Genomic DNA, 19,595 nt, shown 5'->3' on the forward strand with positions numbered 1-19,595 from the left:
CAAGCCTAAGCACTAGCGCATCTCCCCGGCGCCGACGTACGGGTACGGCGTTTTCAGCAGATCGCCGTCGGCGAACCGGGACGACCGGAAGTCCGATTCCGGGATGCGGGCGTCGGTGCTGTGACCATCGATCACCAGGTCGGCGATCAAGCGGCCGACCGCGGGCGAGATCTTGAAACCGTGTCCGGAGAAACCGGCGGCGACGATCAGGGCGTCGAGGCCGGTCCGGGAGATCACCGGATTCCAGTCCGGGGTGATGTCGTAACAGCCGGCGTAGCTGCTGGTGATCGCCGCGCGGGGGAAGCCGGGGAACCGGGTGCCGACCTTGTCCACGGTGATGTCGACGAAGGCTTCTCCTGCGCGGTTGAGGTAGTTGTCCGGATCGACCACCTCGATCTCGGCCAGATCGCTGTTGCCGAACAGGATCTCCCCACCAACTTCCGGACGGACGTATTGCAGTGACACCAGGTCGGAGAAGACGGGGACGGGTCCGAGCTCTATGCCGGGGGAGATCATCACGATCTGTTCGCGGTGCACCTGGATCGGGACGTCGAGATCGTGTTGCGCCAAGAACGGTCGGGTCCAGACGCCGGTGGCGACGATGACGGTGCCTGCCGACACCTCGCTGCCGTCGAGCAGTCGGACGCCGGTGACGCGGTCGCCGTCGATCATCAAACCCGCCACCGGCGTGCCCTGCCGGATCCGGGCACCGGCAGCTCTGGCGGCGACGGCGAACGCCTGGGCGGTCCGGTAGGCGTCGCCGTACCCGCCACGCGCCTCCCACCCGAAGGCCGCGAACGGTGACAGATCGGCGAACGGCCACAGCCGGGCGACCTCGTCGGCGTCGATCTCTTCGGTCTGCACTCCGACCGCACGCTGGGCGGCCAGGCTCTTGCGCATCGATTCGACGTTGGGTTCGCCGACGCCGACGACGTAACCGGTCTGCCGGAAGCCGATATCGGTGCCGAAGATGTCTTCGGCATTCTCGAAGACGTCGAGCCCATCGGTGGCCATCGCCGCCAGCGAGCTGACCCCGTAATGGCACCGCACGATACCCGAGGACTTACCGGTCATTCCCGAGCCGACGGTATTGCGTTCCAGGACAAGTACATCGGTGACGCCGCGCTGGGTCAACGCCCAGGCCGCCGCAGCCCCTTCGAGTCCGCCGCCGACGATCACGACCTCAGCGGTCTCCGAACTCATGTACCCGGAATCCAGGACGTCCCGGCCAGCGGCACCCGGGCCATCGCGGCCGCCTCGATCGTCACGGCGACGAGATCCTCTGGCTCCAGATGCAGCAGATGTGCCTTACCGCAGGCGCGGGCGATGGTTTGGGCTTCCATGGTCAGCACCCGAAGGTAGTTGGCCAGCCTTCGACCGCCTTCGAGCGGATCGAACCGGGCGGCCAGCTCGGGGTTCTGCGTGGTGATCCCGGCCGGATCATTACCGTCCTGGAAGTCGTCGTAGAAACCCGCTGCGCTGCCGATCTTTTCGTACTCGGCGGCGTAGCGCGGGTGGTTATCCCCGAGTGCGATCAGCGCGGCGGTGCCGATTGCCACTGCGTCGGCGCCGAGTGCCATCGCCTTGGCCACATCGGCTCCGGTCCGGATTCCGCCGGAGACGATGAGCTGGACAGATTTGCGGTGCACACCGAGTTCCTGCAGCGCCTGCACGGCCTGCGGAACGGCGGCCAGGGTGGGGATGCCGACGTGTTCGATGAAGACGTCCTGGGTGGCCGCGGTACCGCCCTGCATACCGTCGACCACGACGACGTCGGCACCGGCGGCCACGGCCAGCTTGACGTCGTAATAGGTGCGGGTGGCACCGACTTTGACGTAGATCGGTTTTTCCCAGTCGGTGATCTCGCGCAGTTCGTTGATCTTGATGGTCAGGTCATCCGGGCCGGTCCAGTCGGGGTGGCGGCACGCCGAACGCTGGTCGATGCCTTGGGGCAGGGTGCGCATACCGGCGACCCGCTCGGAGATCTTCTGTCCCAGCAGCATGCCGCCGCCGCCGGGTTTGGCGCCCTGGCCCAAGACGACCTCGATGGCGTCAGCCTTGCGCAGGTCATCGGGGTTCATCCCGTAACGCGACGGAAGATACTGGTAGACCAGGTGTTTGCTCTGACCGCGCTCCTCGACGGTCATCCCGCCGTCGCCGGTGGTGGTCGACGTGCCGACCTCGCTGGCGCCGCGGCCCAACGCCTCCTTGGCCGGGCCGGACAACGCGCCGAATGACATCCCGGCGATGGTGACCGGAATATCGAGGTGCAGTGGATATTTTGCGGCCCGATTACCCAGGATGACATCGGTCCCGCATTTCTCGCGGTACCCCTCCAGTGGATAGCGGGACATCGACGCGCCGAGGAAGAGCAGGTCATCAAAATGGGGAAGCGGCCTCTTCGCGCCCCAGCCCCGAATATCGTAGATACCCGTATCGGCGGCGCGCTGGATGGCGGCAATCGTGGCGCGGTCGAAGGTGGCGGATTCGCGTAAACCGCGAGCAGCGTAATCAGTCATCAGTAGGCACTCGCATTGTCGACGTGGAAGTGGTAAAGCGTGCGGGCCGATCCGTAGCGGGTATACGCGGCGGTGTCGTCATCGTCGAAACCCGCTGCCTTGAGCAGGGATTCGAGCTCTTGATGGTGATGCGGCAGCATTTCTTTGGCAACACAGTCAGCGCCGAGTGAGGTGACGGTGCCGCGCACATAGATATGCGTCTCATAGATCGAGTCACCGAGCGCCTCACCGGCATCACCACGGACCACCAGGCGACCGGCCTGGGCCATGAACGCGCTCATATGACCGATGTTGCCGCCGACGACGATATCGATGCCCTTCATCGAAATACCGCACCGCGCAGCGGCATTGCCCTCGATCACCAGTAGGCCACCCTGACCGGTGGCGCCCGCGGACTGCGAGGCGTTGCCCTTGACCCACACGGTGCCGCTCATCATGTTCTCGGCCACCCCGGTGCCTGCGTTGCCGACGATCGTGACCTCGGCCTGCTGGTTCATCCCGGCGGCGTAGTACCCGACGTGGCCTGCCACGGTCACGGTGACGGGGGCGTCGAGGCCAACGGCGACGTTATGCGCACCCGCGGGATGTTCGATGACGAAATCACCGGCCAGGTCCTTGGCGTGCAGCGCCGCATTGACCTCACGCAGTGGGGTGGTCGCCAGATCGAAAACTATCGGGTCCATGCTCACCTCGTCCATGCGTACACCACCTCGGGCTCGGGTTCCCAGATGGTGGCGTTCTCGACACCGGGAAGTCCTGCCAGCGCGCGATATTCGCTGGCCATCGCCACCCAGTCGTCAGTTTCGGCGATCACCGCCGGCTTGCAGGCGATGGCATCGCGCACGACGGCAAAGGAGTCGTGGTTGGACACCAGCAGGGTGTAGAAGCCATCGAAGGTGGCGCAGAGCTCCTTGAGCGCTGTCTCCACGTCGCGTCCGGCGGCCAACTGCTGCGCCACAAACCGGGCACCGACCTCGGTGTCGTTCTCGCTGTCGAAAACCACTCCGGCAGCGCGCAATTCCCGCCGGATGGTGGCGTGATTGGCGAATGAGCCGTTGTGCACCAGGCATTGGTCCGGCCCGACGGCGAAGGGGTGACAGCCAGAGGCCGTGACCGCCGATTCGGTCGCCATCCGGGTATGCCCGACCCCCTGCCAACCCTGCGCCTTGGTCAGGTCCCAGGATTCGGCCAGCCGGGCGGGATGCCCGACGCCTTTGAGGACAGCGAGGTCGGCGCCGAAACCGGCGACCAGCGCGTCCGGGTAGGCCACCCGGGCAGCGGCTAGCAGCGTTTCGGAATCAGCGTCGGCTGACAGCAGTGAGGTGATATCTACCGTCTTAACCGTTACCGCAGAACCCAATTCGGCCCCGACTGCCGCCGCGATATCGGCGTCGGGAACACCGACGTCGACCAGTGACACACACCCTCGGCCGACGGGTGACCAGGACGGGTCGCCGTAGACGGCAACACCGGTGGAATCCGAGCCGCGGTCGCCCATCTCGCACAACATTGCGGCCAGCAGCTCGCCGAGGCGTGGGTGCAGTTCAGGATTGCGCAGGTGCAGTCCGACGATGCCGCACATCAGAAGGCCGTCAGATACTGGTCGATCTCCCACGCACTCACCGTGGCGTGATAGGCGAAGAACTCCTCGCGCTTGAGCGCGGCGAAGTATTCGGCAATACCGTCTCCGGCTGTGTTGAGCACCCCGGAGATCACCGAATCGGCCGCCAGTTCGTCGGCGGCATGTAACAGGGTGGCGGGCAAGGCAGCGCGTCCCGCTGCCACCGAACCCACCCCACCGGGATCCAGTGAACGTTTGATGCCGTCGATCCCTGCGCCGAGTGCGGCGGCGATCGCCAGGTAGGGATTCGCCGATCCGTCGCCACCGCGAAGCTCGACGCGCTGGTCATCGGGTACCCGCACGTAGTGGGTGCGGTCGTTACCGCCGTAGGTCGCACTGCGCGGTGCCCATGAGGCACCGGACGCCGTCGTCGTCGCACCGGTTCGCTTGTAGGAGTTGACTGTTGGCGCAATGACGGCCTGGAGCGCGCAGGCGTGCTCCAGGATGCCGCCGATGAAGGAGTATGCCGTCGGCGACAGCCCCAGACCCCTTTCATCGGGGGTGCTGTCGGGTCCCGCACCACCGGGGAACACCGGTGTGCCGCCACTGGTGAGCGACAGGTGTAGGTGCAGGCCGCTGCCCGTCCGGTCGGCGAACGGTTTCGGCATGAAGGTGGCGATCATGCCCCGTTCGGCGGCGATCATCGACAGCAGGTAGCGCAACGTGATGACGCGGTCCGCGGTGGTCAGCGCGTCGGCGAATTGGAAGTTCTGCTCGAACTGGCCGTTACCGTCTTCGTGATCGTTGGCGTAGTTCGACCAGCCGAGGGTGTTCATCGCCGTCGAGATCGCCGTCAGGTGGTCATACATCCGGGTGACGCCGCGGGCGTCGTAACAGGGCTGGGCCGCGGTGTCGTCGGCATCGGCGGTGACCAGGGTGCCGTCGGCGCCGCGGGTCAACAGAAAGTACTCGACCTCGGCGCCCACCCACGGCTCGAAACCGGCGTCAGCGGTGCGCTCGATCAAGGATTTGAGGATGACGCGTGGCGCGTACGGCCATGGCGCCCCCAGGACGTGCGGGTCGCAGTGCACGATGGCGAGCCCGTCCTTGACGAACGGGATGGGCGTGAACGACGCGGTGTCCGGCATGGCCATCAGGTCGGGATCTTTGGGCTCCTGGCCCATTGCGCCGACCGCATAACCGGCGAATCCCACACCCTCAGTGGCTAATTGGTCGACGGCTTCGACGGGGACCAGCTTGGCGCATGGTTTGCCGCGAAGGTCGACGAATAGCGCCAGAATGAACTTGGTGCCAGATTCCGCGGCGAGCGCGGCGAGCTCGGAACTATCGGCCATCTACGTCCTGTCTCTTGTCAGGAATCAAAATATAACAGCAAGAAACACACCTCGCGAGCCGAAAGCCCCGGCGTTGAGCGCATGCGCCAACGGCCGGGGCTTTCAGTTCAGGTTGAGCCGAGCTCAGGCGTATTCGAGCTCGTACGCCGAATCGCGGTGGGCATGGGAGTCGATGCCCTTCTCCTCTTCCTCTGCCGAGATGCGGATGCCGATCGTCTTCTTGATGGCGAACGCGATGATGAACGACACCACGAACGAGTACGCGAGCACCGCACCTGCGGCCACCGCTTGGCGCCACAGTTGATCGAAACCGCCGCCGTAGAAGACACCGCTGACCGCGCTGGGCATCCCGTCGCTGGCGAAGAAGCCGATCAGCAGGGTGCCGATGACGCCACCGACGAGGTGGACGCCGACGACGTCAAGGGAGTCGTCGTAGCCGAACTTCGACTTCAGGCCGACCGCGTAGATGCAGATGGCGCCGGCGATGGCACCGACCGCGATGGCGCCGAGGGGCGTGACGGCACCGCAGGCGGGGGTGATGGCGACCAGGCCGGTCACCGCGCCTGAGGCCGCACCGACACCGGTGACGTGGCCGTCCTTGAACTTCTCGACTGCCAGCCAGGCCAGGGTGGCCGCGCAGGTCGCGACGAACGTGGTGACCATGACGATGGATGCGGAATTGCCCGCAGCCAGCGCCGAGCCGCCGTTGAACGCATACCAACCGGCCCACAGCAGGCCGGCACCGAGCAGCGTCAGGGGCACGTTGTGCGGCTTGCGCAGCTGACCGAACATGGCGGACTTGCCCAGCACGATGGCCACTGCCAGCGCGGCGGCACCGGCGTTGATGTGCACTGCGGTACCACCCGCGAAGTCGACCGCGTGCAGCTTGTTGGCGATCCAGCCGCCGACGGAGTCCTCGGTGACCACACCGTCGAACGCGAACACCCAGTGTGCGACGGGGAAGTACACCAGTACGGCCCAGATCGCCGCGAACAGCATCCACGCGCCGAACTTCATCCGGTCCGCTGCGGCGCCGGAGATCAGGGCGACGGTGATGGCCGCGAACAGGGCTTGGAACAGTGAGAACAGACTTATGGGCAGCCCGGAAATGGTGGTCTGCGATTCCAGGAGGTCCTTCATGCCGGCGAACTCGGTGAAGCTGCCCACGAACCCGCCGTAGGACGTTCCGAAGACCATCGAGAAGCCGAACAGGACCCAGAGGACGCCGACGATGGCGACTGCGCCGAACGTCATCATCATCATGTTGGTCGAGCTCTTGACCGAAACCATGCCGCCGTAGAACAGCGCGAGTCCCGGAATCATCAGCGTCAGGCCAATGATGCAACACAGCATGAATGCTGTGGTGCCTGTGTCAACTGGATCCATTACTTCTCCTGGGTGGTGCGGCCGCCCCTCGGCCGTTCACCCCAAGTGACCGATGTTTCTGTTACGTGGACAGGCGTTCAATGTTGCGGGCGCGTTAAAGTCCACAGTCAATCCACAGCGACATCCACAGCGACGACGCCCGTGTACGTTCGGGACTCTCGGCCAACGTGCGGCCCGTAGGCGGATGAGGACGGTATGAGAATCGATCGGCGCTGGTGGCTTGCGATTGTCGTCGCCGTAATCGTTGCCGGTGTCACGCTGTGGCAGACCGTCTTCAATAGACCGTCCGAAGACTGCAAGCCGGTCCGGGATCTGCTGGACTTCAACCACGCGCAGGCGGGCATCATCGCCGAGAAGACCGGTGACGGGGATGCGCCCATCGCCAACTATCAACTGTGGGCCGATGGGCTGACCCAACGCGCCGAGCGGGTGAACTCCGCAGACCTGTCACAGCACGCCATCCGGGTGGCCGAGCTGGCGACGCAGTTCGTCACCAAATTGCCCCAGGTGCAGAACCCGGCGCCCGGGCAGAAGGCGCCGCCGGCCGCCTACGAGATGATCGCGCTCAACGACCAGATCACCGCCGAGCTCAAAGAGCTCACCGATAAGTGCCCGGCCTGACGGACGCGGTTTACCGCGGCCAATTGAGCACGATCTCGTCCAGCCCCAACCGCTCCCTGGGTGCAGCGTCGCGCTCGGCGATGTCCGGTGCGACGGCGGCGTAGTCGCCGAGTGTGCCGACGGCGATGATCATCAGCGGCCGCATCCCGTCGCTCAGCGCGAAAGCCGTCCGGGCGCCATCGACGTCGAAGCCGGCCATCGGATGTGCGACGAGACCGCGCGCGACCGCCTCGGTGAGCAGATTGGCCATCGCGGCCCCAGCGTCGACGCCGGAGTACAGGACCGTCTTCTCGTCCGGGCCCTCGTCGGCGCATAACAGGATCAGTGCGCTCGCCGCGGTCGCGTAGCTGTTTCCACGCCTGAGCAGGCCGGCCAGCGTGAGGAAACTCTCCGTGCCACGGATTCCGACGAGAAAACGGACCGGCTGTCGTTTACCCCAGGTGGGTGCCCAGCGCGCGGCCTCCAGTAGGCCGGTCAGGTCATCACGAGACAATTCCGCGACGGGATCGAACGCCCTGGGGCTCCAGCGTTGGGCGATCAGCGGGTGGACCGGGACTTCGGTTTTAGCCAGGCGATCGCCTGGGGCATCGGGCACTCGGCCAAGCTATCGGCATATGCGCGGGCCGCAAGGGCAGCCGGGAAAAACGAGCAGGAAAAAGCGGTCGCTGTCCTCCTTTATCCTTATTGCGATCAGAGTTCGGACTGAAAGGGCAGATAGTGGCGCTCGTCGTGCAGAAATACGGGGGATCCTCGGTGGCTGACGCCGAGCGCATCCGTCGCGTCGCCGAGCGAATCGTCGAGACCAAGAAGGCGGGCAACGACGTCGTCGTCGTCGTTTCTGCGATGGGCGACACCACCGATGACCTGCTGGATCTGGCCCGTCAGGTATCTCCGGCGCCGCCGGCGCGGGAAATGGACATGCTGCTGACCGCGGGGGAGCGGATCTCCAACGCGCTGGTCGCGATGGCCATCGAATCCCTCGGCGCCCAGGCCCGGTCGTTCACCGGATCGCAGGCCGGTGTGATCACCACCGGTACCCACGGCAACGCCAAGATCATCGACGTCACCCCGGGCCGGTTGCGGTCCGCGCTGGACGAGGGCCTGATCGTCCTGGTCGCCGGATTCCAGGGCGTCAGCCAGGACAGCAAGGACGTCACCACGCTTGGCCGTGGTGGCTCGGACACCACGGCGGTCGCACTGGCCGCGGCCCTGCACGCCGATGTGTGTGAGATCTACACCGACGTCGACGGCATTTTCACCGCTGATCCGCGGATCGTGCCCAACGCCAGGCATCTGGACACGGTCAGTTTCGAGGAAATGCTGGAAATGGCGGCCTGCGGCGCGAAGGTGCTGATGCTGCGCTGTGTGGAATATGCACGCCGCTATGACGTTCCCATCCACGTCCGGTCGTCGTACACCGACAGGCCCGGCACCATCGTCACCGGATCGATAGAGGATTTGCCCATGGAAGACGCCATCCTGACCGGAGTTGCCCACGACCGCAGCGAGGCCAAGGTCACCGTGGTCGGCCTGCCGGACGTGCCCGGCTATGCAGCCAGGGTGTTCCGTGCTGTCGCCGATGCCGACGTCAACATCGATATGGTGCTGCAGAACATTTCGAAGATCGAAGACGGCAAGACCGACATCACGTTCACGTGCTCGCGCGACAGCGGTCCCGGCGCGGTAGAGAAGCTTGCCTCATTGCAGGACGAAATCGGTTTCACCCGAGTGCTTTACGACGATCACATCGGCAAGGTCTCGCTGATCGGTGCCGGTATGCGTAGCCACCCCGGTGTGACGGCGACGTTCTGCGAGGCGCTGGCCGAGGTCGGGGTGAACATCGACTTGATCTCCACCTCCGAGATCCGAATTTCGGTGCTGGTCAAGGACACTGAGCTCGACAAGGCTGTCGTCGCTCTCCATGAGGCGTTCGGCCTCGGTGGCTCGGAAGAGGCGACGGTGTACGCGGGAACGGGACGGTAAGCATGGTCAACATTGGAGTAGTGGGCGCGACCGGTCAGGTCGGCCAGGTGATGCGCACTTTGCTCGAAGAGCGCGATTTCCCGGCCACCTCGGTGCGGTTCTTCGCCTCGTCGCGCTCGGCCGGTAAGAAGCTGTCCTACCGGGGGCAGGAGATCGAGGTCGAGGACGCCGAGATCGCCGATCCGACCGGCCTGGATATTGCCCTGTTCTCGGCGGGCGCGACCATGTCGCGGGTGCAGGCGCCGCGATTCGCCGCCGCAGGCGTCATCGTGATCGACAATTCGTCCGCGTTTCGCAAGGACGATGACGTGCCGCTGGTGGTCAGCGAAGTCAACTTTGCGCGGGACGCGGGTAACCGTCCGAAAGGCATTATCGCCAACCCGAACTGCACCACCATGGCCGCGATGCCCGTGCTCAAGGTGCTGCACGACGAGGCGGGTCTGACTCGGCTGATCGTGTCGAGTTATCAGGCTGTCTCCGGTAGCGGACTGGCCGGTGTCGAGGAGCTCGCGGGCCAGGTGCGGGCGGTTATTGACGGCGCCGAGCAGCTGGTGCATAACGGAGGGGCACTGGACTTTCCGGCGCCGAACAAGTACGTCGCCCCTATCGCGTTCAACGTGATTCCGCTGGCCGGGTCATTGGTCGACGATGGCTCCGGTGAGACCGACGAAGATCAGAAGCTGCGCAACGAAAGCCGCAAGATTCTCGGGCTGCCCGACCTGGCGGTCAGCGGAACCTGTGTGCGGGTACCGGTTTTCACCGGCCATTCGCTGTCGATCAACGCAGAGTTCGCCCGGCCGCTCTCGCCGCAGCGGGCCCGGGAGATCCTGGCCGATGCTCCTGGGGTGACGCTGGCCGATGTGCCGACGCCGCTGGCCGCCGCCGGTATCGACGACTCTCTGGTTGGCCGGATCCGCCAGGATCACGGTGTGCCGGACGGCCGCGGGCTGGCGCTGTTCATTTCGGGTGACAACCTTCGTAAGGGCGCTGCGCTCAACACGATTCAGATCGCCGAACTGCTGGCCGCGCAGGCTTAACGACGAATGTGGACTTTTTCCACGGCCGGGAACCTGGCCGCGTGTATGAAGTCCACGCTCGCGGTGATGTTGGTGGCGTCGGCGCCCGCCCACGCAGACCCGGCTGATCCTGCACCCGAGCCGATCCTGGGGCCGTTGGCGCCCGGGCAGGTGGTGCGCATCGGACCGACTGCAGGCACCGGAACCCCCACCCGTGATTACGGTATCGGCGCCACCGATCTGTGCGAGTTCATGGAGTTCCCGACCGAACTGCTGCAGGTCTGCGGGGACAGTTTCGCCGGCCAGGGCGTCGGCTTCGGCGGCTGGTTCTCACCGATCGCCCTGCATGTCGAGCGCTCGTCGATCGCCGACCCTGATGGGGTGCGCTACACCGGTGTCACCGGCGTCGACACGCCGCTGTTGGCCGACCCCACGCCGCCGGGGGCATCGCAGTTGCCCGCAGGGGTGGTCTCGATCAACCGGCAGAACTACCTGTTGGTGACAACCACGAAAAGTCTGGTCCCCGCAACGTCGCGGTTGGTGAAGGCCGAAGCAGCGCAGGGTAATTGGCAGACGATCAAAGGCTCCCAGCGGGACGCGGGCTTCGCCGGCGGCGGGCAGTCGCAGATCAGCGGTTACTACGATCCGATCCCGACGGCGGAATCGGCAAGCGGCTGGGTGTTCGTCATCGCCAACAATTTCGACCGCACCGGCCCGGTCACGTTGTACCGGGTGGCGCCCCAAGATTTCACCGACCGCGCGAAATGGCAGGGGTACTCCGCAGAGCCGGGGCGCAACGGCGGCTGGAACCGGAAGCCGACACCACTGTGGGATGACCGGGTCGGGGAAATGAGCGTCGAGCAGATCGACGGCAAGACCGTGCTGTCGTATTTCAATGCCAGCAACGGCAACATGGAGATGAGGGTGGCTGATGATCCGACATTGCTCGGCAGCGCGCCCGTCACGACAGTGGTCCGGGCGTATGCCTGGCCCGACCCCGCCGAGAGTCTGCCATCGTCGGACGACAATCAGCTCGCGCAACCGTACGGCGGGTACATCTCGCCAGGCTCCACGCTCGATGAGGTGCGGGTGTTCGTCAGTCAGTGGAATACCGAATCGCGGGACCGCGCGCCGTACCGAGTTCTGCAATTCGCCGTGAACCCGGTCAAGCCGGATTCACCGCCGAGCCCCTAGTCCATTGAATGGTTCGGCCCCGCCACGGGGGGACTGGCGGGGCCGAACCGGTGCCCGCTTCGGGGGGGAGTCGGCGGGCACCTGTTGACCAGTGTGGCACCGCTGGCAGTGCGTGAGCTGGCATCTGACTGTGCGCAAGCTGTGAGCTGCTCAGTTAACCAACATTGCAGGGAACTGTGAGAAAAGTTGCCAGATCCTTAATGGTGGACATCTTTGGGCAAACGAGGGATAGTTGCTGAATTAGCTGTGGAGGCCGAGAATTGCAGTTGACGCTGAAGTCAATATTGCAGGTCAACGTTATTTTCGCCCAGGATAATTTGTGAGCGAGGAGATCGAATGACCAATGTCATGCAATTGCCGAGCTTCAAGCGGCAAACATCGCGACCCGAAAAAATTGGCTCCCCCGAACGCCTGCGCGAACTTGGCGATGTTTATCTAGGATCCCTGGCCAGGGCCAGGGAACTCAGCGCCGAGCTGGAGCGCGAAATAGTGGTGGCACGGGATGCCGGGCAGTCATTGGCCGAGGTGAGCACATCCTCGGGCCTGTCCATCTCGCAGGTGGAGTACGTGCTGGCCTCCATAGATTTCCAGCGCCGGGCCCCCTCGCTCTGACGCTCATCTCCTGCGCTTACTGCCCGGGCGATGGTCGTTGAGGGTCTGCACCAGCTGCCACGATCCGGGGCCGTAGTACGTGACTTTCAGGCCCTCGGTCACCCGCAGGATGCCGTCTGTCAAAAACTCGAAGGAATCGTCGTCGCCGAACTCCTTGCCGGCCATCGTCAGATCGTTGAGCTTGAGTGCGAAGGACATGCTCGGAGTGTGGCACGAGCATGCGCGCGGCCTTTCACAGCAAGTTCATAACGGGGACCTAACCGGTGCATGAGGTACTGCGAGGATCATGCAGGCATGAGCGAAACACCCGAACACGTGACCGAACCGGCGACGGGGCCGGTTGTCACCGCGCACCCGGCGACAACCTACGACGAGCGGCCCGCCTACGTTGAGCCGACGACACGCAAATCCAACCGGCTGTATCAGGCCGCAGCGTGGGTTGCCATCGTGGCGGGTTCGGTTTTCATCGTGGCGGTCATCTTCTTCACGGGGTTCGCCCTGGGCGCGCATTCCGGTGGCGGGCACCATGGCGGGGGCCGTCACCAGGAGATGGACAACGATCGTGACGGCGGCCCGCCGATGATGCCGATCCGGCCCGGCTTCATCTTCCCGGGTGGACCTGGCGGATTTGGGCCAGGAGGCGGTCCAGGAATGTTCCCCGGTGGTCCCGGCCCCGGTAATTTCGGCCCTGGCCAGGGGCAGCAGCCGCCCTCGCCCAGCACGCAGCAGCGTCCGTCGTAGCCATCGGGTAGCTCTTTTCTTGACTCATTCCAGAAAAGGGGCATACTCGAAAAGGTGACCACGACGACCCACGAGCCCAGCTCCCTGTTGAAGGGCGCTGGGCTTCGTGTTACCCGGCCCAGGGTCGCCGTGCTCAATGCCGTTGCAGCCCAGCCTCATTCGACGGCGGATGAGATTGCCGCGCAGGTGCGGGACACCCTCGGCTCGGTGTCCACCCAGGCCGTCTACGACGTGCTGCGCGTATGTATCGGCGCCGGCCTGGTTCGCCGGATCGAACCCGCGGGTGCCTCCGCGCTGTATGAGACGCGGGCCGGCGATAACCACCACCACCTGATTTGCCGGGCGTGCGGTGGGGTAACCGATGTCGATTGTGTAATCGGCGCTGCCCCGTGCTTGGACCCCAATGATCTAGGCGATTTTGAGCTTGACGAAGCGGAGGTCCTGTTCTGGGGCACCTGCGGATCGTGTCGGATCAGTCAACCAGTTGAAGGAGACCGAAGATGACCGGAAGTTTCACCACCAGCAATACCGGCGTACCGATCGAGGACGACAATCAATCGCTGACCGCCGGTACGCAGGGCCCGATCCTGCTGCACGACTGGTACCTCATCGAGAAGCTCGCGCAGTTCAACCGCGAACGGGTTCCGGAGCGGATCGTGCACGCCAAGGGATCTGGTGCCTATGGCGAACTCGTCGTCACCAGTGACGTCAGCAAGTACACCAAAGCCAAGCTGTTCCAGCCCGGTGCCAAGACCGAGTCGTTGGCCCGGTTCTCCACCGTCGCCGGCGAGCAGGGCAGCCCCGATACCTGGCGCGACCCGCGCGGATTCTCGCTGAAGTTCTACACCGAGGACGGTAACTACGACCTCGTCGGCAACAACACCCCCGTCTTCTTCATCCGCGACACCATCAAGTTCCCGGATTTCATCCGCAGTCAGAAGCGCCTGCCGGGATCGGGACTGCGCGACCACAACATGCAATGGGACTTTTGGACGCTGCGTCCGGAATCTGCGCACCAGGTGACCTGGCTGATGGGTGACCGCGGAATTCCAAAGTCCTACCGCCACATGAACGGTTACGGTAGCCACGCTTACCAGTGGATCAACGAAGCAGGTGAGCGGTTCTGGGTGAAGTATCACTTCAAGACCGATCAGGGCATCGACTTCCTCACCCAGGAAGAGGCCGACAAGCTGGCGGGCAGCGATCCGGACCTGCACCGCGCGGATCTGTACAACTCGATCGAAAAGGGAGATTTCCCCAGCTGGTCGCTCAAAGTCCAGATCATGCCCGTCGACGAAGCCGAGGGTTACCGGGTCAATCCGTTCGATCTGACCAAAGTGTGGTCGCACAAGGACTACCCGCTGATCGACGTCGGCACCTACACGCTGAACCGCAACCCGGAGAACTTCTTCGTCGAGATCGAGCAGGCGGCCTTCGAGCCGTCGAATATCGTTCCCGGCGTGGGCTTTTCGCCGGACAAGATGCTGCTCGGCCGGGTGTTCGCCTACGCCGACGCGCATCGCTACCGGATCGGAACCAACTACGCGGAACTGCCCCCGAACCGGGCCCGCGCCGCCGAGGTGAACTCCTATGCCAAGGAGGGTTCCATGCGGCACACCTTCAACGCACCCGACGTGCCGGTGTACGCGCCGAACTCCTACGGCGGGCCGCATGCCGACCCGTCGCGCGCCGGTGACGGCGGTCTGTGGGACTTCGACGGTGCGGCAGTCCGGGCCGGCTACATTCAGCACCCCGAGGATGACGACTTCAGCCAAGCCGGCGTTCTGGTCCGTGAGGTGATGGACTCCGCGGCCCGGCAACGGTTGGCGGACAACATCATCGGGCACGCATCGAATAATGTGACCGAAGAAGTGTTGGCCAGGGTCTACCAATACTGGACCAATGTCGATGCCGACCTCGGCGCCAAGGTGGAGGCCGGCGTGCGGGCCAACCTCGCCAGTGCGGAAGGCGGCGATTCTCCAGCGAAGCCGCAGGAGGGTCAGAGCTCCGCTCCTGGTACCTCCGAGGAGCGCAGCGCCGTGCAGGTCGGCGCACAGGCTTAACTTCTCTGCAGCCACGATGGTGCCCCGGTCCGATGCGGACCGGGGCACCGTTACGTTGCGGGCTGGCATTATCGAAGCCATGACTATCGAAGCCATTTACACCGCAGAGTCGACAGCCACCGGCGGTGGCCGGGACGGCCACGTGAAGTCATCGGATGACCGACTGGACCTCGACACCCGTCCGCCCAAGGAAATGGGCGGTAGCGGCGAGGGCACCAACCCCGAGCAGCTTTTCTCGGCTGGCTACGCTGCCTGCTTCCTCAGCGCACTGCGGCTGGTTGCGGGCAAGGCCAAGATCAAACTGGACGACGCCACCGGCATCACCGTGCGGATCGGCATCGGCAAGACACCCGAAGAGGGTTTCGGCCTGACGGCGGAGATCGTCGGATATCTGCCGGGCCTTGAGCAGGACGTTGCCGACGACCTCCTGGAGCAGGCGCACGAGGTGTGCCCGTATTCGAACGCGACGCGCGGCAATATCGACGTCGACATCTCGGCGAAGGTCTAGCGCGCTGATGCGGGTCGCTGTCACCGCCGTGGTCATCGGTGTCGCGCTGACGCTGGCCGCCCCGGTCACGGTCGCGGGGGCCCGGCCGTCTGACCCCGGCGTGGTGTCCTACGCGGTGCTCGCCAAGGGGTCGGTGGGCAATATCGTCGGCGCTCCGATGACAAGCGAATCGGTGTTCACCGACCCGTTTCAGGCCTATTCGGTCGATATTCCGGTGTGCAACAACTGGGCTGATATCGGACTGCCCGAGGTGTATGCCGACCCCGACCTGGCGTCCTTCAACGGTGCCACGGCGCAGACATCGCCCACCGATGACACCCATTTCGTCAAACAGGCGATCGGGGTGTTCGCGACGGTCGACGCCGCGGCGCGGGCGTTTCACCGTGTTGTCGACCGGACGGTCGGGTGCGCCGGGCAGACCGCGGTGATGCGCCTCGACGACGGTAGCTCGCAGGTGTGGACATTCAGTGGTGGCCCGGCCGGGCCCAATGACAGCGCGTGGACCAAACAGGAAGCCGGCACGGATCGACGCTGCTTCAGCCAAACCCGGCTGCGCGAGAATGTTCTGCTCCAAGCGAAAGTCTGCCAATCTGGCAACGGTGGTCCTGCAGTGAACGTGCTGGCTGGAGCCATGCAGAACACTTTGGGGCAGTAGCCAGCAAGGTACGGCTGCCGGGATTTGGGTATGCGTCAGCATCTCGTCACCCATATCAGGGGGAAATTTGTCGGTCGTCTCACCCAAGATGGACAGATGACGTTCCCTGCCACGTCACAGCTGGACCACCTGCCCCGCACTGAGGTGCGGGAACTCGCCAGTGCTACCGATGCCGCGGGCCTGATCGCCAGCGCCAGTCTCATCGACGCACCGCTGGGCCGGGTCGGGTTGGAGATCGAAGCGCACTGTTTCGACCTGACCGAGCCCGGACGCCGGCCCAGCTGGACAGAACTTCGTGAGGTCATCGATGGGTTGCCGGCCCTACCCGGCGGCAGTGCGGTCACTGTCGAGCCTGGCGGCGCCGTCGAATTGTCCGGTCCGCCCTGGGAGGGCGTGGTGCCCGCTGTGTCGGCGATGGCCGCCGACCGGGCCGTGCTGCGATCGGCGTTCGCCGACGCGGGGTTCGGCCTGGCGCTACTGGGCGCGGATCCGCTTCGGCCGCCCAAGAGGGTGAACCCCGGCGCCCGCTACGAGGCCATGGAGCAGTTTTTCGCCGCCAGCGGCACCGCGGATGCGGGCGCCGCGATGATGACGTCGACGGCGTCGGTGCAGATCAACCTCGATGCCGGACCTCAGGAGGGCTGGGCGGGAAGGGTTGCGCTGGCACACGCGTTGGGACCGGTGATGATTGCGATAGCCGCGAACTCGCCGCTGCTCGACGGGCAGTTCACCGGCTGGCAGTCCAGTCGCCAGATGGTGTGGAGTCAGCTGGACTCTGCCCGGTGCGGACCGATCCTGACCGCCAGCGATGACGATCCCGTAACGGACTGGGCGCGGTACGCGCTGAAAGCACCGGTGATGCTGGTCCGCACGCCACCCGACGATGCTGCCCCGGTGCTGGAATGGGTGCCGTTCGCTGAGTGGGCCGACGGCGCCGTGGCGCTCGATGGGCGTAAACCCACCACAGCCGACCTGGAGTACCACCTGACCACTCTCTTTCCGCCGGTCCGTCCGCGCGGCTGGCTGGAGATCCGCTACCTCGACAGCGTGCCCGACGAGCTGTGGCCCGCGGTGGTGTTCACCTTGACCACCCTTCTGGACAATCCGGCTGCCGCTGATATCGCCGCCGAGGCCGTCGAACCGGTTGCCACCGCCTGGGATACCGCGGCGCGGGCCGGCCTGGCCGATCGGCACATCGCTGCCGCCGCCAACACGTGCGTGGCCACCGCCGCGCAACTCGCGCCACCGGAGCTCCTCGACTCGATGCAACGGTTGACCCGACTTGTCGAGCAGGGCCGCTCGCCCGGTGACGACTTCTCTGACCTCGTCATCGATATCGGCATGGTGCCCGCGGTGACCCGGGTCGCGAGGGGGCAGGCGTGAGCGACCGCCAGGCACTGGCTGACGGGTTGAGTAGGGCACGGGAGCGCACCCTGCGGCTCGTCGATTTCGACGACGGCGAATTGCTCCGCCAGTACGACCCCCTGATGAGCCCGTTGGTGTGGGACCTCGCCCATATCGGGCAGCAAGAGGAACTGTGGCTGCTCCGCGGTGGAAACCCGGACACGCCAGGAATGCTGCCGCCGGCGATCGAAGATCTCTATGACGCCTTCGTGCACTCCCGCGCCAGTCGTGTCGCGCTACCGCTGCTCTCAGCTGCCGACGCGCACAGGTACCTGCAGACAGTTCGCGCCAAAGCGCTCGACTCGCTCGATGTGCTGCCGGCCGAGAGGGCGGATAACCCGCTGCTGGGTGGACCCGATCCCGCTTTTGCCTTCGGGCTGGTGATCAGCCACGAAAATCAGCACGGCGAGACCATGCTGCAGGCTCTGAACCTGCGCGCGGGCGCACCGATACTCGACGCAGGGGCACGGTTGCCGACGGGCAGACCGGGTGTTGCCGGAACGTCGGTAGTGGTTCCCGGCGGCCCCTTCGTGCTTGGCGTCGACGCGCGGGACGAACCCTATTCGCTGGATAACGAGCGGCCCGCACACGTCGTCGATGTTGCCGGTTTTCGGATCGGCCGGGTACCGGTCACTAACGACGAATGGCGGCAGTTCATCGCCGACGGGGGCTATCACCGCGAGGAGTTGTGGTCGGAACGCGGTTGGGAGCACCGCCGCCAGGCCGGGTTGGTCGCTCCTGGGTCCTGGCTGCCGGACGGCGCCCGCGTCCGGTTCGGCCACGTCGAGTCGATTCCCGGTGACGAGCCGGTGCAACACATCACGTTCTTCGAAGCCGAGGCTTACGCGACGTGGGCGGGTGCGCGGCTGCCCACCGAAATCGAATGGGAAAAGGCCTGCGCCTGGGATCCGGCCACCGGAACCCGACGGCGCTATCCGTGGGGTTCGGCGCGGCCGGATACCGATCTCGCCAATCTGGGCGGGGACGCCTTGCGCCCGGCCCCGGTCGGTGCCTACCCCGCAGGGGCGTCCGCCTACGGTGCCGAGCAACTACTCGGAGACGTCTGGGAGTGGACCACGTCGCCGCTGCGGCCATGGCCCGGCTTCACACCGATGATCTACGAGCGGTACTCGCAGCCCTTCTTCGACGGTGACTACCGGGTGCTGCGCGGCGGGTCCTGGGCGGTGGGCACCGATGTGCTGCGTCCGAGCTTCCGCAACTGGGACCACCCGATCCGTCGGCAGATCTTCTCCGGTATCCGCCTGGCCTGGGATCTCTGATGTGCCGTCACCTCGGTTGGCTGGGTGCACCCGTGTCGGTGGGCAGCCTCGTGCTCGACCCGCCGAGTGGTCTGAGCGTCCAGTCATATGCACCGCGCAGGCAGAAACACGGTGTCGTCAACGCCGACGGATGGGGTGTCGGTTTCTTCGACACCGCAGGCGGGGCACCACGGCGCTGGCGCAGTGCGTCGCCCATCTGGGGGGATGCCTCGTTCGCATCGGTAGCGCCCGCACTCTCCAGCGGCTGCGTGATCGCCGCGGTCCGCTCCGCCACCATCGGCATGCCGATGGATGCCAGCGCCGCGGCCCCGTTCACCGACGGCCAATGGCTGCTCTCGCATAACGGTGTGGTGGACCGCGCCGTGCTGCCGACGAGTCGGACGGCGGAGTCGGTGGTCGACAGCGCCCAGCTGGCTGCGCTGATCTTCGACCGTGGCCTCGACGTGTTGGGTGAGACCGTCAGCGAGGTCGGCGCCGCGGATCCGTCGGCCCGACTGAACATCTTGGCCGCCAACGGTTCCCGGCTGCTAGCCACCACCTGGGGCGACACCCTGTCGATCCTGCGCCGCAGTGACGGCATCGTGCTGGCCAGCGAACCCTACGATGACCACCCCGACTGGCAGGACCTGCCCGATCGTCACCTCATCGAGGTATGCGGTGACGACGTGACGTATGTGCCCCTGACCGCGTAACGAAA

Annotated in this window: 21 protein-coding genes; 13 read left to right on the top strand and 8 right to left on the bottom strand. The window is 65.3% G+C overall.

All coding sequences use genetic code 11. From position 1 onward, the window contains the following. Window positions 1-12 precede the first annotated feature (12 nt). From ADBZ9O_RS04895 to ADBZ9O_RS04920, 6 genes are all read right to left on the bottom strand, one after another. The gene (locus ADBZ9O_RS04895; RefSeq protein ID WP_526528931.1) at window positions 13-1,203 is read right to left on the bottom strand and encodes an NAD(P)/FAD-dependent oxidoreductase; all 1,191 of its coding nucleotides are present in this window, start codon (window positions 1,201-1,203) and stop codon (window positions 13-15) included. Then, window positions 1,200-2,519 carry an FMN-binding glutamate synthase family protein gene (locus tag ADBZ9O_RS04900; RefSeq protein WP_526528933.1) on the bottom strand — a complete coding sequence of 440 codons (1,320 nt, stop codon included), beginning with the start codon at window positions 2,517-2,519 and terminating at the stop codon, window positions 1,200-1,202. The genes ADBZ9O_RS04895 and ADBZ9O_RS04900 overlap by 4 nt, the downstream gene beginning before the upstream one ends. Continuing rightward, window positions 2,519-3,202 (bottom strand): protein glxC, encoded by a 684-nt coding sequence (locus tag ADBZ9O_RS04905; RefSeq protein WP_526532841.1) that lies wholly within the window; start codon window positions 3,200-3,202, stop codon window positions 2,519-2,521. Before ADBZ9O_RS04905 ends, ADBZ9O_RS04900 begins: the two co-directional genes overlap by 1 nt. Before the next feature lie 2 nt (window positions 3,203-3,204). Further along, a complete protein-coding gene (locus ADBZ9O_RS04910; RefSeq protein WP_526532843.1) occupies window positions 3,205-4,101 on the bottom strand; it encodes a class II glutamine amidotransferase domain-containing protein in 897 nt (298 codons plus the stop codon). Beyond that, a complete protein-coding gene (glnT, locus tag ADBZ9O_RS04915; RefSeq protein WP_526528935.1) occupies window positions 4,101-5,435 on the bottom strand; it encodes a type III glutamate--ammonia ligase in 1,335 nt (444 codons plus the stop codon). The genes ADBZ9O_RS04910 and glnT overlap by 1 nt, the downstream gene beginning before the upstream one ends. A 123-nt stretch (window positions 5,436-5,558) precedes the next feature. Next, window positions 5,559-6,821: an ammonium transporter gene (locus tag ADBZ9O_RS04920; RefSeq protein ID WP_526528937.1), complete on the bottom strand. Its 1,263-nt coding sequence runs from the start codon at window positions 6,819-6,821 to the stop codon at window positions 5,559-5,561. A gap of 195 nt (window positions 6,822-7,016) precedes the next feature. Here ADBZ9O_RS04920 and ADBZ9O_RS04925 point away from each other — a divergent pair, with 195 nt between their 5' ends. Beyond that, complete coding sequence (locus ADBZ9O_RS04925) at window positions 7,017-7,442, top strand: hypothetical protein (RefSeq protein WP_526528939.1); 426 nt, start codon at window positions 7,017-7,019, stop codon at window positions 7,440-7,442. Window positions 7,443-7,452: 10 nt separating this feature from the next. Here the strand turns inward: ADBZ9O_RS04925 and ADBZ9O_RS04930 are convergent, their stop codons facing one another. Further along, window positions 7,453-8,037 (bottom strand): nitroreductase family protein, encoded by a 585-nt coding sequence (locus tag ADBZ9O_RS04930; RefSeq protein WP_526528941.1) that lies wholly within the window; start codon window positions 8,035-8,037, stop codon window positions 7,453-7,455. 122 nt (window positions 8,038-8,159) lie between these two features. On the opposite strand from ADBZ9O_RS04930, the gene ADBZ9O_RS04935 reads away from it, so the two are divergent. From ADBZ9O_RS04935 to ADBZ9O_RS04950, 4 genes are all read left to right on the top strand, one after another. Then, a complete protein-coding gene (locus tag ADBZ9O_RS04935; RefSeq protein ID WP_526528943.1) occupies window positions 8,160-9,425 on the top strand; it encodes an aspartate kinase in 1,266 nt (421 codons plus the stop codon). Between the two features lie 2 nt (window positions 9,426-9,427). Next, entirely contained in the window at window positions 9,428-10,462 is a 1,035-nt protein-coding gene (locus tag ADBZ9O_RS04940) for an aspartate-semialdehyde dehydrogenase (protein WP_526528945.1), read from the top strand. Between the two features lie 45 nt (window positions 10,463-10,507). Beyond that, window positions 10,508-11,635, top strand: coding sequence for a DUF4185 domain-containing protein (locus tag ADBZ9O_RS04945; RefSeq protein WP_526528947.1), 1,128 nt, complete (start codon window positions 10,508-10,510; stop codon window positions 11,633-11,635). Window positions 11,636-11,971: 336 nt separating this feature from the next. Beyond that, on the top strand, window positions 11,972-12,247 hold the full coding sequence (locus ADBZ9O_RS04950; protein WP_526528949.1) for a hypothetical protein: 276 nt from the start codon (window positions 11,972-11,974) through the stop codon (window positions 12,245-12,247). Window positions 12,248-12,250: 3 nt separating this feature from the next. Here the strand turns inward: ADBZ9O_RS04950 and ADBZ9O_RS04955 are convergent, their stop codons facing one another. Further along, window positions 12,251-12,445: a hypothetical protein gene (locus ADBZ9O_RS04955; protein WP_526528951.1), complete on the bottom strand. Its 195-nt coding sequence runs from the start codon at window positions 12,443-12,445 to the stop codon at window positions 12,251-12,253. A 96-nt stretch (window positions 12,446-12,541) separates the two neighbouring features. Here ADBZ9O_RS04955 and ADBZ9O_RS04960 point away from each other — a divergent pair, with 96 nt between their 5' ends. The 8 genes from ADBZ9O_RS04960 to egtC all read left to right on the top strand — a co-directional run bounded on the left by ADBZ9O_RS04960 (window position 12,542) and on the right by egtC (window position 19,590). Then, complete coding sequence (locus ADBZ9O_RS04960; protein WP_526528954.1) at window positions 12,542-12,988, top strand: hypothetical protein; 447 nt, start codon at window positions 12,542-12,544, stop codon at window positions 12,986-12,988. A 54-nt stretch (window positions 12,989-13,042) separates the two neighbouring features. Next, window positions 13,043-13,492 carry a Fur family transcriptional regulator gene (locus ADBZ9O_RS04965; RefSeq protein WP_526528956.1) on the top strand — a complete coding sequence of 150 codons (450 nt, stop codon included), beginning with the start codon at window positions 13,043-13,045 and terminating at the stop codon, window positions 13,490-13,492. Next, complete coding sequence (locus ADBZ9O_RS04970) at window positions 13,489-15,051, top strand: catalase (protein WP_526528958.1); 1,563 nt, start codon at window positions 13,489-13,491, stop codon at window positions 15,049-15,051. The genes ADBZ9O_RS04965 and ADBZ9O_RS04970 overlap by 4 nt, the downstream gene beginning before the upstream one ends. 79 nt (window positions 15,052-15,130) lie before the next feature. After that, window positions 15,131-15,559 carry an organic hydroperoxide resistance protein gene (locus ADBZ9O_RS04975; protein WP_526528960.1) on the top strand — a complete coding sequence of 143 codons (429 nt, stop codon included), beginning with the start codon at window positions 15,131-15,133 and terminating at the stop codon, window positions 15,557-15,559. Between the two features lie 7 nt (window positions 15,560-15,566). Further along, window positions 15,567-16,214, top strand: coding sequence for a sensor domain-containing protein (locus ADBZ9O_RS04980; RefSeq protein WP_526528962.1), 648 nt, complete (start codon window positions 15,567-15,569; stop codon window positions 16,212-16,214). A 96-nt stretch (window positions 16,215-16,310) separates the two neighbouring features. Beyond that, window positions 16,311-17,597, top strand: a complete 1,287-nt coding sequence (egtA, locus tag ADBZ9O_RS04985; protein ID WP_526528964.1) for an ergothioneine biosynthesis glutamate--cysteine ligase EgtA — start codon at window positions 16,311-16,313, stop codon at window positions 17,595-17,597. Next, complete coding sequence (gene egtB / locus ADBZ9O_RS04990; protein ID WP_526528966.1) at window positions 17,594-18,898, top strand: ergothioneine biosynthesis protein EgtB; 1,305 nt, start codon at window positions 17,594-17,596, stop codon at window positions 18,896-18,898. The genes egtA and egtB overlap by 4 nt, the downstream gene beginning before the upstream one ends. After that, window positions 18,898-19,590: an ergothioneine biosynthesis protein EgtC gene (gene egtC, locus ADBZ9O_RS04995; protein WP_526528968.1), complete on the top strand. Its 693-nt coding sequence runs from the start codon at window positions 18,898-18,900 to the stop codon at window positions 19,588-19,590. The genes egtB and egtC overlap by 1 nt, the downstream gene beginning before the upstream one ends. The last annotated feature ends 5 nt before the right edge of the window (window positions 19,591-19,595 follow it).

It is taken from the genome of Mycobacterium sp. (genome assembly GCF_965229105.1).
GTDB lineage: Bacteria > Actinomycetota > Actinomycetes > Mycobacteriales > Mycobacteriaceae > Mycobacterium.